This window comes from Reinekea sp., assembly GCF_982785585.1.
In genome coordinates, this window is the sequence record NZ_CEYAVF010000027.1 from 5,811 (window position 1) to 20,219 (window position 14,409).

Below are 14,409 nucleotides of genomic sequence, written 5' to 3' on the forward strand. Positions count from 1 at the left end.
ATCTCGAATGGAAAGTGCTAATTTTTACAGCTAATTCAAGCATTTATGCCATATTCCCAAGGTCATTACACCCGTTATTTAGCAAATTGCATACTAAAGCACCAATAGGCTGGTATTTATGTTAACAATTGAGAATTTACCCGCCACAGCGGGCAAAACCGGTCTGACGGTCATCGCTTGCTGCCGCCCTACCCGACCAGGCCCAGAACCGACCGCGCCAATGCTTCAATGTCGCGGCGCTGGGGCCGAGCGGCCTGGGTCAAATGGTCTGGATAAAGCAGCGGCACTTCAGCCGAGCACACTCGCCGAATCGGCGCATGCAGATCTGGCCAACAATGTTCGACCAGTTGGACACAGATTTCCGCGGCAAAGCTGCCGGTCTTCCAGCTCTCATCGACCAGGGCCGCCCGATGGGTTTTGCGCACCGACTTAAACAGGGTCTCACTGTCCAGAGGTCGCAGACAGCGCAGATCGATGACCTCGATGGACTTATTGTCGCTCGCCTGCAGCCGGTCGGCGACGGCGAGGGCCTCGTCTAAATAGGCGCTGTAAGCGATCAGCGTCAGATCGTTGCCGGGGCGCCGCACGAGAGCTCGTTCGGCGCTGTAAGCCAACGTTCGGGGGGTGCACCGCTCTTCTTTATTGTAGAGCAGCCGATGCTCAAAGATAACCGTTGGCTCCGGGTCCGCCAGCGCCTCAGCCAACATATAGCGGGCATCGGTAACCGTGGCCGGCACCAGCACCTTTATGCCCGGGATCTGCGCGATCCAATTGGCCAGGCTGGGCGACGGTTGCGCTGCGCCGGCCATCATGCGGATCACCAAGGGCACGGACAGCTGGCCGCCAGTCTTGAAACCCAAGCTGGCGGCATTGCTCACCAGCGGGGCAAGCACCGCGAGGCTATTAGCACTCGACACTTCCAGCACGGGTTTGAGCCCGCCCAGCGCGGCGCCAATACCGGCGCACACCAAGTCCGCGGCAGACAATGGGCAAATACGCACCCGTTCCGGACTGAAACGGGCCGATAGATCATTGGCCAAGCCATAACCCTCATCGGGCTGGTGCGCCGCCTGGGCCATCAGCACCACCCGTTTATCGCTCGCCATGGCTTGTTCGATAGCAGCCCGAATGGCCGCCCAATAGGTTATCTTCGTCATCTTAGACCTCCGGGTTTATACCCTAGGGGTGCGCGAAAATACGGTCGAACAGCGCATTGGCCGGTTCACGGCCCGATGCTTCGGCAAAGCGCACGGCTTCATTAAACTCCCAGTCCAGTGCGGTTTCAATCGCCGCACCCGCCGCGTCAGACAGCTTGTTGTGGTCTCGCAGCCATTGACTCAAATGCTCGATAGCGCCCGGATCTGGCCAACTTTCGGCGGCCGGCTCCGCACTATTAAGCACCTGCTTGCCGGTGTCATCCAGGCCTGGCTGACCCACTCTTAGAGGACGGCAATCATAAGCCAGAAACTGAGGCCCCTCTCCGCGCCGAATGGCATCGCAGGCCGCCTTGGCCGCCGCTGCAACGTGGATCACATCCGACTCGTCGACTTCGATCGCCTGGCCATCGAATGAATGGTCTTCGAATAGATGGTCTTCAAATAGCGGGTCATCCGGCTCCGATATGCGACCCGCCTTGGCCAGGGGCGCGCCAGATGTCTGTCCCGTGCGCGGCTTTGCAGCGATACAGAGCAATGGCAGCGCTGCTGAACGCGCCAAATTTAAGCTACCAACCCACTCGTTGGGCGCGCTCAGACTCGCACTGGCAAAGCAGACGGTAACTCGATTGCGCTGCTGCAGCTTATCGGACCAGGCCAAACCGACCGCCATCGGCAGTCCGCCGGCCGCCAAACTGTGATCGCCATAGAAGCGCCGGTCCCGATCATAGAGATGAAAACTTCCGCCCCGACCGCGATTGGGCCCGGTGATTTTGCCAAACAATTCCGCCATCACATCATTCATGGGCACCCCTAGGGCTAAGGCATAAAGATGGCAGCGCGCAGCGGCAACAACCCGATCGTCGGCCGTCAAGGCCTGCATCACACCCACAGCCATAGCACCTTCGCGCCATACCTGGGGCAAAAGGCCGTGCATTGAGCCGTCATGAACCAGTTTAGTGGAGCGTTGTTCAAAGCGACGTAGGCGCAGCATCTGAGTAAGCAGATGACGACGTTGGAGGTTGCTAATGCCGTCTTTCATCGCCGACTCATAGGGCTGTGGCTCAGTTTTACAAAGGAGGTATGGCTCAGTTTTACCAAGGAGGTGAGGCTCATTTTAAAATAGGGGTTTTGTAGCATTGGCGTGGTCCTCCTATGCGGCAACAAAGTTAACCCAAACGCTGGCCAGGCACGCACTTCGCGAGCCGACTGCTAGCAACGATGCAATAAAGAGCCAGCAGACTTGGCTTAAACGCCGGACTATTCTAGACGCACCGATTACAGCAATCCAGTCCTGAAAGAGATCTGTTCACGGGCCTATGTCAGTAGATCGGTCCTTTGCCGGATCCAATGCTACGACATTACCGGGCTAAAGGGCGGACCAGTACATTATTTGCACAGCCCAAAACCAAGACACTAGGATGAAAGGGAAAAAACCGGGCTTTCAGGTGAATCCGGCGCGAGTAAGTTTGTCATTATGCCCGGTATAACTTAATATCAGCTGGACATACGGCTGTTAAATACGAGTAAGGAATTCGTCAGATGCGTACTAAAATTCTACCTAAGAAGGCCGCAATGGCGGTACTAACGTTCTCGCTGCTAGCGCCCTTTGCGCTAGCCGATAATGGCCTGGTGCTCTCCAGCAGTGTCATGACCGATAACGGCACGTTACCTGAACAGTATGGTTGTGACGGCGCAGGGGTTTCACCGCCACTGGCTTGGAGCGGTGTTCCCAAGGGAACCGAGTCATTGGTTGTGCTGATGGACCATGAAGCCGGACCTGATGACGTTCACTGGTACTGGACACTCTATAACATCCCTACAAACGTGAAGTCGGTAAGCGAAGGCTCCATCGTCGGCACCATGGGCGGCAACAGCGTCAATCCCAAGCTGGCCTATGCGCCGCCTTGCTCAAAGGGCACTGGCAGTAAAGACTACACTTTTCACCTCTATGCGTTGTCTGACACGCTTGAGATAAGCGACGCCAGCGAGATCACACCAATAGAGCTCAGAGCCCAGATGGCCGACGCCCTATTAGCCTCGACGTCCTTGACCGTGGGATTTGCACGGTCCTTTGCCAGCGTCCCCGGTGACGGTGACATCCTTGCGGGCGACGGCGCTGCCGATGACCGGCCCGCTAAACCTGAAGACGGTGAAGATCGTCCGCCACGTCCTGAAGACGGTGGTGAGCGCCCGCCACGACCTGAAGACGGTGATGAGCGCCCGCCACGACCTGAAGACGGCGATGAACGTCCCGTCAGAGCAGAGGGTGGCCGGGCCGACGAAGGCGATCGTACTCCACAAGAGCGCGTTGTTATTGCGGTACCTAGTATCAAAGAGAGTGTCGATTCTAAGGCGTGCGCAATCGTCCAGGCATCCGTTAGCGATTCTGGCTTCACCGAGGTGGTGGTGACCTGTGATGAATCACACGCCTACCTGGTGTCGGATACCTATCCGGACCATGAATTAATGACCGGCATTACCGGGACCAATGAACAGATACCGGTACCCGCACCCGGAAACGCTGCGCCCATTCCGCTTGCGCCCAAAATGGCCGCCGAAAAAACCTCAATTGATGCCGCTTTAGGCATTGCCATAAATGGGGTACCGATTTACGACTATTCCGCTCAGGGCGATCTGGACTTGGATAATTATGATGCCAAGATGGACACGCTGGCGTTGGGCCAGTTGGATGTATGCGGTGGCCATGCCGGCCGCGGTGACGATTACCATTACCACGCCAAACCCATCTGCATGATAGACACCATCGAGAATGCCAATGCCACCACGATTTTGGGCTGGGGCTACGACGGCTACCCACTCTTTGGCGATGAAAATCCAGACGGCAGCGCCATTAAGAAGGGTTCGTTGGATGTTTGTAATGGCCAGGCCGATGGCAGCTTTGGTTACCGCTATCATACCTCGGAAGAACCTCCTTACATCTTTCAATGCTTGGTCGGCGAGGTGGATACCACCATATTGCCGCGCGTATCACCGATGCGCGGTGCATTTATCCGCTCCGATTTAAACCCGCCTCGAGGCGGCGTTGAAAACTTGCAACACAGCGAGACGGCTGATGGCACACGCACAATGACTTACAGCTATCAGGGCGAAGACTATTATTCAATCTTTAAGCCGTCCACGAGCGATCCGAAGTGTTTCGATTTTAACCAACGCACCATCAGTAACGATGGCGCTGTTGAATCGGGAACACTCTGTCGTGATTAGATTCAACCAAGCTCGAATGAGCAGGCGCTTTAGCCTGCTTAAACTGATTCGTCCGGTATTTATACTGTTAAGCAGTCTGATATTAACTGTCGGGCATGCCCATGAGTTCCCACAAAACTCAGCGCAGATCATCTTGCGGGATGGCCAGGTTGAAGTGCGTCTACTCATCGACATCGACGACTGGCAAACCATTCTGTCTGACCCCAGCGCCTGGTTAACCGGCGAGACCGATTTGTTATTAACGCAAGCGGACCTATCGTCCGATGCCTTAAACGACAAACTGGCGGAATACTTAGCCGGTGCGATAGAGCTTAAATTGGAACAAGAGGCCCTGGTCTTTATGTCCGAGAGCTATCAGGCTTATGAAACAGGCCATGAAGACGAAGCAGGACAAGGCTTGGTTGAGTTTCGTTTATCCGCGCAGCACGCTTTTGCGCGCCCCAAGGGTCTATCGGTGCAGTTCCCTGCATCACTGGCCAGCGTGCTGGTCTCAGTGGTGCAGCCGCAATATGGGCTGATCAAGGCTGGAGGGGAAAAGGTCTTTGCGCTGCAATAACGGATCAAAAAGCCTGTTCGGATTGTTACTCAGCATGGGTATCTCTTTATGGGTGTTATCGAACTGCCTTCCGCGACTATCCTAAAGAACTGACCTGCAACGTCACCGAGATCCGGCGCGCAACAGGCTGATAAGGGCAAGCCCAATGCAGCCCGGATTCGCCTCCAAGAACAATGGGCAGTATTCGATACTTATAAAAGCTCTGTCTGTAGTCCTCTGAAGAAACCAGTTTATATAGGATGCATCAAAATCAATCCGACCCACTAATCAACCCCTCCAGCGGCCTTTTCCGGGCTTATTAAATTGACAGAAATCCGAGTAAGCGAGAGACTATCTAGCATAGGGTCGGTTTTAATTGTTAACTTTTCAAAAACAATTAGTGACCAATAAAATGGCGGGTGCCGAAGGACAATCTGTTAGCTGGGTAAGAAATCTATCAAGGAGCCGCATGCAAACCAATACTATCAACTCAAATGAAGCAACAATGGATATATAAGCAAATAAATTCTAAACATACAGATAGTAACAACCGAAAACATGCATGCGTACATCCCTGCCTTGGCTAAAAGGTATGGTTTCTATTGGGGTGTTTCATTGATCCCAGTTATTGGTTAATTAGTCAGCATCATTACTATCCTTTTTGTTTTTTTAAAATCTTAAAAGTGCTTACCCGACCACGTTGTCGGCACCAAGGTAATAGTAGTTAAAAATCAAAAGTATTAAACGTAGCATTGCTGCATTTTCACTACAATCGTTAAGCTCAACTGGGAGATTAATATTGAATTTTAGTTTTGAAATAATGGATTGGTCGATTTTTATATTTTTCATTGGTGCTTTGGGGTTTTTTGCATTATTAATTAAAATAATTATTGATAAGGTAATTCGAGGCAGAAATATTAAGAAGGTGAGTATAGGTGGGATACTATTTTTCTTAATCCTATCTAGTGTAGCTTTTTTTGAGCTTTCAGGCCGGGACTGGTCTATTCCTGAATGCCGAGACCAGAACGGTAATCTTATGCTGGAAAACCAAAGATGCCAATTCCCGTAGTAATTATGATAATAACAAGCTAGAGGGATTTAAATTAGAAACTTTGTCCATGGGATTCTTATTTGTTTACCATCGCGTGCCCAGAATAGAGCAGCCAGGCCCAATGCCCGGCCGATATTGTCCACGTAAAAAGCAACCAAGCCGCACCTCTAACCTTGGATTTCGAAACAATGACTGCTATAGCAAAAACCCCTAAGCCGCCTTATTACGCGGCAATCTTTACGTCACTCCGATCTACGGGCGACAACGGCTATGGTGCAATGTCCGCCAAGATGCTTGAATTAGTATCAACGCAACCAGGATTTCTGGGCGTTGAGTCTGCAAGGGAGGATATAGGTATAACCATCTCTTATTGGGCCGATATTGAGTCTATAAAAAACTGGAAGGCCAACCTAGAACACCAAACAGCTCAGCGTTTAGGGCATGACCGGTGGTATGAGTCGTTTAAGATCCGAATAGCGAAGGTAGAACGTGACTATGGCATGTAACAGATAAGTCACCAAGAATTGCTCAACAGCCACCTGCCCCTGTCATGTTCAGATTATCAATATTAACTCCTGAAAGATCACCAGGCCCTACTCAACTGAGCATTCTTATACACTCCGCCCCTCCCGCATCATTAACATAGCCTTTACATCGAAAACGCTTGAGTTGTGCATAACATAAAGTTTTTATCGTACTCGCTCAGATAAATATCTTAACCTACTGATCTGTAAATAATGGTGACTCGCTAATAAACAGATCGCGATATGGTCTGGGAAATAAAATTAATTAGATCTATAAATTAATTTAATTCCAAACTTTTTTATAAGGCTTGCCGCAAAAATAATATTTTCAATAGGATGAATTAGGCGAGGTGCTTGGATTTATTTCACCATATACCTCGTCCGGGTCAACATCGTTTATTAACAGAACCGCTCTAACGGCTTCTATATGATCAAGTATATTTTGATATTGATCACCGTATTCGTACTTAGTAACTTCAATTGCCTTTGGCATATAGGTAAAGGCAATTTTCAATGATAACAATGCGTCGTCATTCATTAACTCTGTCATAAGGCTCTCGTAGATTAGTTATAAAAAGTGGTAAATTAACGGTGCCAGGTGTATCCCCCTGCAATGATAGCCTGCTGGCTTATAGCGATGGGCACCCGCTAACGTCAGGATGCGATAGGTTACTTTTTCTCTGAAATTATAGGAAACAGAACGCACTGACGCTAGAGCACCTATAGGCTAACACTAAACAGCCATTCTAAACCAACACCAAAAAACAAATAAGCCCTGGCAAAACAGCACCGGTAATCTGGATGGTCGACATTGACACACTTTTTGTCCATCATCAGGCGATACTGGCACTAGCTGAAGAGGTTAAGCCGCATCCTACCGAATACACACGAAAAATATAAAAGGTTTCGCAATGACCAAGATTACAGATAGCATGCGTAAGTATTCCTCCAAAGTGGTGGATGGCATCGAGACGGCGCCCGCCCGATCTATGTTGCGCGCAGTCGGCTTCACCGATGACGACTTCAACAAGCCACAGATCGGCATCGCCTCGACGTGGGCCAATGTAACGCCGTGCAATATGCACATTAACAAGCTTGCCGAAGAGGCTGAAAAGGGCGCCAACGCGGCCGGTGGCAAGGCGCTTATTTTCAACACCATCACCGTATCAGATGGCATCGCCAATGGCACCGAAGGGATGAAATATTCCCTGGTCTCGCGCGAGGTTATCGCCGATTCCATTGAAACCGTGGTGGGTTGCGAAGGCTTTGATGGTGTGGTTGCCGTCGGCGGCTGCGATAAAAATATGCCCGGTTGCATGATCGGCCTAGCCCGCTTGAACCGTCCAGCAATTTTTGTCTACGGCGGCACCATTAAACCCGGCGCGGGCCATACGGACATTATTTCGGTGTTTGAAGCCGTGGGCCAGTACGCTAAAGGCGAACTGGACTTGATTGAGATGAAACAGATTGAAGAGACCGCCATCCCAGGCCCCGGTTCATGCGGGGGCATGTATACCGCCAACACCATGGCGTCGGCGATCGAGGCTTTAGGGATGTCGCTGCCCGGCTCCTCCGCGCAAGACGCCACGTCCACCGACAAGGAGTCAGACTGCTTCCGCGCAGGCCAGCAGGTACTGGAACTGCTGGCGCACGATATCAAGCCACGCGACATCATGACCCGCAAGGCCTTCGAGAACGCAATCCGGGTGGTTATCGCACTGGCCGGCTCTACCAATGGTGTCTTGCATTTGCTCGCCATGGCCCACGCCGTGGGTGTCGACCTGACCCTTGAGGACTTCACCGAAATCGGTAAAACCACGCCCGTATTGGCCGATTTGCGCCCCAGTGGCAAGTATATGATGTCCGAACTGGTCGCCATTGGCGGCATCCAGCCTTTGATGAAGCGTTTACTCGATGCCGGCTTGTTGCATGGCGATGCCCTGACCGTGACCGGAAAGACGCTGGCGGAAAACCTTGCCAACGTGGGCGATTACCCAGCGGATCAAGACATCATTCGCCCTTTTAGCAACCCGATTAAAAAAGATTCCCACCTGGTGATCTTGCACGGCAACCTATCGCCTACCGGTTCAGTGGCCAAGATCACCGGCAAGGAAGGGCTACGTTTCGAAGGCTCGGCTCGGGTCTACCATGGTGAAGAGGCGGCCTTGGCCGGGATCCTTAATGGCGATGTGATTGCCGGCGATGTCATCGTCATCCGCTACGAGGGTCCCAAGGGCGGCCCGGGTATGCGAGAAATGCTCTCCCCTACCTCGGCTATTATTGGCAAAGGCTTGGGCAAGGACGTTGCGCTGATCACCGATGGTCGTTTCTCGGGTGGCTCGCATGGTTTTGTGGTCGGACATATCACCCCAGAAGCCTTTGAAGGCGGCCCGATTGCACTGGTTGAGAACGGCGATAAAATCACCATCGATGCCGAGACACGCCAAATCAGCGTCGACATCAGTGACGTCGTGCTGGCCCAGCGCCGTAACAGTTGGAAGCAACCTGCGCCTCTCTACACTCGAGGTGTGCTGGCCAAATATGCCAAACTGGTATCCAGCGCATCAGAAGGGGCCGTGACCGATAAGTAACCCAAACCCGGGCGGGTTCACTGCCCGTTCAAGCTGGCTCGTGGTCACATCTTTGATTGTGTAGAGAATGCTGACCATGAACCGGGCTTACCTCACAACCGGCCCTAACCGCAACACGTTCATAACCAATACCTAAATGCGTATTTTTTAAAACTAATGGTGCAGTCGTACAATTCGACGTTGTTCTTGGTGCCATTGGGTTTGTACATGCCGCCTTGCCACGTTCAATAAATTTATCGTGGCATTAGCCAAACTGAATCCAGTAAAGTCATTGGTCATAAAAGTGGACTTGGAAGTTTCTCTTCTATTATTAAAAACCATATAAGTGACGATTTAAAGGGTTGACCCCGTTTGATTCACCCCCGATAAGAACTATCCTTCCGATCAAGGTTCGCCTTCAATTGCTCGAAATGCGCAAATGAGGTGCCGCGAAACGCGTCCCAGCTTTCCGCCGTCTCCAACGCTAACTCATGGGGTAGCACGTTAAGCTCCTGGCCAGTGGCGTAGGCCAAGACCATTGTTTTACACGCTATCTCCAGGTAGTACAGGCTTTCGAACGCCTCCGCCACGGATTCACCTATCACGGTGACACCGTGATTACCCATCATCAGCGCTTTTTTGCCAGCAAAGGTTTGCACAATGCGCTTACCTTCTTCGTCGCTGGTAGCAATGCCACCAAAATTCGTGTCGTAGGCAATACGGCCATAGAAACGCGCCGTATTGTTGTCAATCGGCAGTATGCGCGGATCTTTTAGCGTTGAAAGTACCGTCGCGTAGGTGGGATGTAGGTGCATAATCACCTTTGCGTCGGGTAGCACCCGATGTACATTGCCATGAATGGTCCAGGCCGATGCATCTGGCGCTTGATCGCTGTCCATGACAGTGGCGTCATCGCTGTCGAGCAACTGCAGGTTGCTGGCGGTGACATTGGAAAAGTGCATCCAGCGCTGATTCATCAGAAACTGTTTGCCGTCTTCCGACACCGCCGCACTCAGATGATTGGCAACCGACTCATGCATATCCAGCTCATGGATAAGCCGAAATGCCGCTGCCAAGTCTACTCGAAGATCTTGCTCTGCCGTCATAGTCATCCTCCTAAGCCCACTTCAGCCAGCGCCGAATCATCCATCTGCGGCCATGCAACTGGGTCGGTAGCCACCGGATGCTGGGCGCGCAATACCCTATAGGTGCTCCGCAGTTCCCCGCGCTCGACATAACAACCGCGCAGATGCCTAACGCCACTGCCTTCTATATAGGAAGTACGACCGTGAGCGATACGTTGGTTATCGAATACGATGCACTCTCCCGCGTTGAGCCGAAAGGTCATCAAATAGCTTGGATCTTGCAGCATTTGGCCAAATTTGCGGAATGCTGGGTAAAAACGATCCATATCGCGCTGAGGGAAATCGAAGATATCCGCCAGGTGCTGACTAAAGTTAACACCACTCACTTCACCATTATTAGGATCAAGTTCAATAATCCGTTGTTTGGACCGTACATCCTGGTGGTTGGTGGTGTAGCGAAACGGTACCTCGTATTCGGTGAGAATACGGAAGTACTCGGGGTGATTTTTTTGCAAGGCATTAGCCACCGCGTTGGCGTCGACAAACAGACTTTGTCCACCTTGCGCATCATTTACTCTACAGTGCAAAAACTGAATACCTGGAGCAAGTTCCTCCGCCGGCAAATCGGTGTGTAGTTCCAGCGCCTTGCTGGTGTAGGCTAGGTTTTCAGGTTGAGCCTTAGAAAACACATCGAACACATAGCCCGAAAAGGACGGCCGTACTGCGCCGAATTGCTCACACAAAGACTGTAACGCATGATCACTGTTCGGCATGCCCTGTATCAGCGCAATACCTTCATCCAACAGGACTTCTGCCCAATCGGCAACCCGATTCGGTGCGCCCATTACCTCCGTATAGTCAAACCGTGCCATGTTGGCATAGTGGTTGCCATGCCAGGGTTTTCGGGACCGTACAGCAAGATCGCCATGATTTTCGCCTTGGTGCCAACGCATTAGCCACTGCAGCGCATAACGGCTTTGCTTGTCTTCGCTCCAGCTAACCTCCAGAAAACCACCCTCTATGTGCGCACTTTGAGGAGACAAGTCATCGGGTTCGCCAAGAATATCAAAGGTCCGCTCCTTGGTGCTGCTTTCCCATGAGGTTTCACAGTTATCCCGCAACCAAAAGTAGTTGAAATAGGCGACCTCGCCTTGAACAAACAACTCTAGGCCATTTTCTTGCAGCACAACGTTAAGCACTCGGTAATTCTCCAACATAGGTAAATAGTGCGGCGATTGTACAATAGGGCGAAAGATTAGATCAACACAGGGCGGGATCAACGAACTACTCTCTGGCAGCCTCGCTCCTCTGACGGCGGTAATTCTATAATGCAAACATTCTGTGTTAATGCCTGAATTTTTTTAACCATGAATTCAGACGGTGCACTTTTACCCAAACCGGTCACATTGTTAGTACTGAACAGGGGCTGTAAGCCCATAAATCACGGCATGCATCCCACTGAGCCGCAAAAAAATTTACCGCCAACAGAAAAAAATGACAGGAAAAAAATATCAATAACTGCAATTAACACGATGCGATCACTAATCTTCAGAATTGAGACTTTTATCGTATTCCTTGGAACTCCCCGCCTCGGCAATGTTAACTCGCATAATATGAGCAATTAATGGGTGACCCCTTTGGTTTCAATAATCCACGTAATGTGTGGTAATATTCGATGACATTTAACTAAATAATTATGCTAACCCCTACGTTCTGAAGTTTAATAATCTTAATCTGGATTATTTGACTGTTACCTTTAGGAGTCACATTCCATTGATTAAAACTATATTGTCAGCCGTAGGCGTCATTGCAATCTTCGCGTTAATCCTTGGAGTGGTTGCAGATGTTAGGAGTGCAGACAGAACAAAAGGTGGATACGACTATCCCTTTACAGATTGGACCGGAACAACTATCGATTTTTCAGCTATGTATCAGACACCGGATGGCTTGTTTGCAAGCGGCTACGTTGTTGATCAGTTCTTTAACTGCAAAACTGGCATGATTAGTTGGGAAATATTGGGTGTCATAGAAGGCGAGTTTAGAACCTTTTCTGAAAGAGCGATTGTGGTTCACAAACCACAGGATGAATGCAGAGCTCGCGGGTTTAACCCCGACTCTTGGGCCATCAGTGATTTACTATAATGCTTATTTAAAATATGGCTTGATAGCTTATATGTAAAATTTCTAATTCAAACCATAGGCCCCATTACTTGTTCGGCCTTTAGGCTCAAAAAATTTTTTTCAACTGCTACCTGTCGAATGGGTGCTAAGACGGCCAACCCCCTGCCGCATCGCCAAAATAGCCTTCACATCCAATGCATCCCGATACCGCACAAAATCAAGAGTCTTTTCCCCAATCGCCAAAATCGACATCCGATCCGCCAACTCATTGCCTTGAACTCCCACATGGCCATTTAGATGCAACGCCTGTATCTGGTCCTGTATCTAGTATTTTGGGCCTAAAGAGAGGGCCTAAAGAGACACCCGCTTTAGTACCCATACAAAATATCGGTCCATTGGTAACCCCCCATTTTTAACCGATGTTAAAAGTAGGGTCTTGTACAACTAACGCCAACTTCGTTTTGGGTGTTATACCGCCAATTGCCATATTGGGCCGTTCATTATTATAGGTCCACAGCCATCGCGTTGCGTGATCTTGGACTTCTTCAATACACACGAACACGTATTGGTTTAATAAGCCGTAACGAACTGTGGGATTATACCGATCGATATAGGCTTTCTGTTGCGGACTTCCGGGTTGAATAACGTCAAGTTCTATAGCATGCCGTTCGGCCTGTTTGAGTATTTTGATATTTCATGCCGAATCTCCGGAGCAAATATTACGAGAAAGGATAATTTGACATCTGCTATTAATTGGGGGCATTGGCTACCGACGTGGCCGTTTACATGCAACACATGGATGGGGTTCTTAATCTTTGGCTACGGGGTATACATAGGATGGATCAGTTCGCGTATTTTTAACTCTTTAGATAATGCATTGGGATATATGACCCCTAGTAATGCTGAATGGGGCACCAAACAGCAGATTGGCTCGATTTAAATCCTTATTGCTAGGCATATACACTAGAAAACTCTAGATATCCTGCTCAGCGTCTCCTCTAAATTGAATGATTGTGTCGCTATCGTCATACGCTGAAAACCACGACCGTCCTCGCCAAACACTGAGCCTTTTTCCAGTTGAACTTTCGCCATACTCAGCCGCTGGCTGACTTCCTCTTCACTTAACCCGGTTGCACGAAAATCGAGCCAAGCAAGGTAGGTTGCTTCAATCGGCATTAACTCAATGCCCCCGATTTCGGTAAGCCGGTGTGTCAGTATCTCTATATTACGGCTTAAATACACCTTGAACGTATCCATCCACTCCACACCATGTGCATAGGCTGCCTCCAGTGCCGCATCTCCAAAGCTATTCCCCCAGTAGTAGCCTGTACTGTGGAGTTTCGATAAGTATTTTTTTCGCAACACCGGATTTGGAATGACAGTAAACGCCGTATTCAAACCTGAAAGACCGAACGATTTACTAGGGGAGTAACAATAGACAACATCAACGTCGGTTGTCGTGGGCAGAATAGGAATGGGCATATATCTATTTGGCGGGAAAACGAGATCGCAATGTATATCGTCGGATATTATCGATACTTGGTACTTGCTACAGAGTTCAACGATTTTTGTCAGTTCATCCATCCGCCAGGCTCTACCGACTGGGTTGTGAGGATTGCACAATAGGAATGCTGACGCTTTCGTCAGTTGTGCTTCAAACAGTTGCCAATCAAATCTATATCCATCAGTACTGCCTATCAGCGGATTAATGATTAACTCTCGATTATGGGTCGTTACAGAAGAAAAGAAAGGATAGTACGCCGGAGTTTGCACTATCACGCCCTCACCGGGGTTTGTGACGGATTGTATGGCCATTTGAATCGAAGGAATGACCCCGGGCGTGGGCACAATCCAGTCAGTTTGCATTCTCCATTGGTGCCGTTGTTGAAACCAATTAAGTATCGACTCAAAAAGCCGTGCAGGCCTATGCCGGTATCCAAAATTAGCACTTCGAGCATGTACCTGAAGTGCATCTGAAATTGACGGCGCTGTTGGGAAGTCCATGTCCGCTACCCACATCGGTATGACATCATGCGCCGTAAATTCGGGACTCCACTTTACCAAGTGAGTCGTTCTCAAATCTTCTATGTTATCAAAATCCATGATCTTACTCATATCGCCATTGATTGCTCAGAACGAGC

At 50.1% G+C, this 14,409-nt stretch carries 12 protein-coding genes and 1 pseudogene; 6 read left to right on the plus strand and 7 right to left on the minus strand.

The annotated features are described in order from the left end of the window. Positions 1 to 188: 188 nt before the first annotated feature. Both AC4FIC_RS11195 and AC4FIC_RS11200 read right to left on the minus strand, forming a co-directional pair. Complete coding sequence (locus tag AC4FIC_RS11195; protein WP_100257261.1) at positions 189 to 1,157, minus strand: alpha-ketoacid dehydrogenase subunit beta; 969 nt, start codon at positions 1,155 to 1,157, stop codon at positions 189 to 191. Between the two features lie 22 nt (positions 1,158 to 1,179). Continuing rightward, positions 1,180 to 2,196, minus strand: coding sequence for a thiamine pyrophosphate-dependent dehydrogenase E1 component subunit alpha (locus AC4FIC_RS11200; RefSeq protein ID WP_100257262.1), 1,017 nt, complete (start codon positions 2,194 to 2,196; stop codon positions 1,180 to 1,182). A gap of 500 nt (positions 2,197 to 2,696) precedes the next feature. On the opposite strand from AC4FIC_RS11200, the gene AC4FIC_RS11205 reads away from it, so the two are divergent. The 4 genes from AC4FIC_RS11205 to AC4FIC_RS11220 all read left to right on the plus strand — a co-directional run bounded on the left by AC4FIC_RS11205 (position 2,697) and on the right by AC4FIC_RS11220 (position 6,474). Continuing rightward, on the plus strand, positions 2,697 to 4,382 hold the full coding sequence (locus tag AC4FIC_RS11205) for a YHYH protein (protein WP_476194947.1): 1,686 nt from the start codon (positions 2,697 to 2,699) through the stop codon (positions 4,380 to 4,382). 16 nt (positions 4,383 to 4,398) lie between these two features. Then, a complete protein-coding gene (locus tag AC4FIC_RS11210) occupies positions 4,399 to 4,938 on the plus strand; it encodes a hypothetical protein (protein ID WP_100257264.1) in 540 nt (179 codons plus the stop codon). 778 nt (positions 4,939 to 5,716) lie between these two features. Next, positions 5,717 to 5,986 (plus strand): hypothetical protein, encoded by a 270-nt coding sequence (locus AC4FIC_RS11215; protein WP_476194514.1) that lies wholly within the window; start codon positions 5,717 to 5,719, stop codon positions 5,984 to 5,986. A 170-nt stretch (positions 5,987 to 6,156) separates the two neighbouring features. Then, positions 6,157 to 6,474 (plus strand): antibiotic biosynthesis monooxygenase family protein, encoded by a 318-nt coding sequence (locus tag AC4FIC_RS11220; protein ID WP_476194945.1) that lies wholly within the window; start codon positions 6,157 to 6,159, stop codon positions 6,472 to 6,474. A gap of 346 nt (positions 6,475 to 6,820) precedes the next feature. On the opposite strand, the gene AC4FIC_RS11225 is transcribed toward AC4FIC_RS11220, so the two are convergent. Then, a complete protein-coding gene (locus AC4FIC_RS11225; RefSeq protein WP_100257267.1) occupies positions 6,821 to 7,042 on the minus strand; it encodes a penicillin-binding protein in 222 nt (73 codons plus the stop codon). 361 nt (positions 7,043 to 7,403) lie between these two features. Here AC4FIC_RS11225 and ilvD point away from each other — a divergent pair, with 361 nt between their 5' ends. Beyond that, a complete protein-coding gene (gene ilvD / locus AC4FIC_RS11230; protein ID WP_476194516.1) occupies positions 7,404 to 9,083 on the plus strand; it encodes a dihydroxy-acid dehydratase in 1,680 nt (559 codons plus the stop codon). Positions 9,084 to 9,439: 356 nt separating this feature from the next. Here ilvD and AC4FIC_RS11235 read toward each other — a convergent pair whose 3' ends face one another. Both AC4FIC_RS11235 and AC4FIC_RS11240 read right to left on the minus strand, forming a co-directional pair. Continuing rightward, a complete protein-coding gene (locus AC4FIC_RS11235; RefSeq protein ID WP_193437295.1) occupies positions 9,440 to 10,168 on the minus strand; it encodes a class II aldolase/adducin family protein in 729 nt (242 codons plus the stop codon). Positions 10,169 to 10,170: 2 nt separating this feature from the next. Next, positions 10,171 to 11,346 carry a TauD/TfdA family dioxygenase gene (locus tag AC4FIC_RS11240; protein ID WP_227003652.1) on the minus strand — a complete coding sequence of 392 codons (1,176 nt, stop codon included), beginning with the start codon at positions 11,344 to 11,346 and terminating at the stop codon, positions 10,171 to 10,173. Between the two features lie 574 nt (positions 11,347 to 11,920). Here AC4FIC_RS11240 and AC4FIC_RS11245 point away from each other — a divergent pair. Next, entirely contained in the window at positions 11,921 to 12,289 is a 369-nt protein-coding gene (locus AC4FIC_RS11245; protein WP_100257270.1) for a hypothetical protein, read from the plus strand. 391 nt (positions 12,290 to 12,680) lie between these two features. On the opposite strand, the pseudogene AC4FIC_RS11250 reads toward AC4FIC_RS11245, so the two are convergent. Beyond that, positions 12,681 to 12,941: pseudogene (locus AC4FIC_RS11250) on the minus strand (integrase core domain-containing protein); the annotation flags it as partial. A gap of 290 nt (positions 12,942 to 13,231) precedes the next feature. Continuing rightward, positions 13,232 to 14,371 (minus strand): MalY/PatB family protein, encoded by a 1,140-nt coding sequence (locus AC4FIC_RS11255; protein ID WP_158524342.1) that lies wholly within the window; start codon positions 14,369 to 14,371, stop codon positions 13,232 to 13,234. Positions 14,372 to 14,409: the final 38 nt, after the last annotated feature.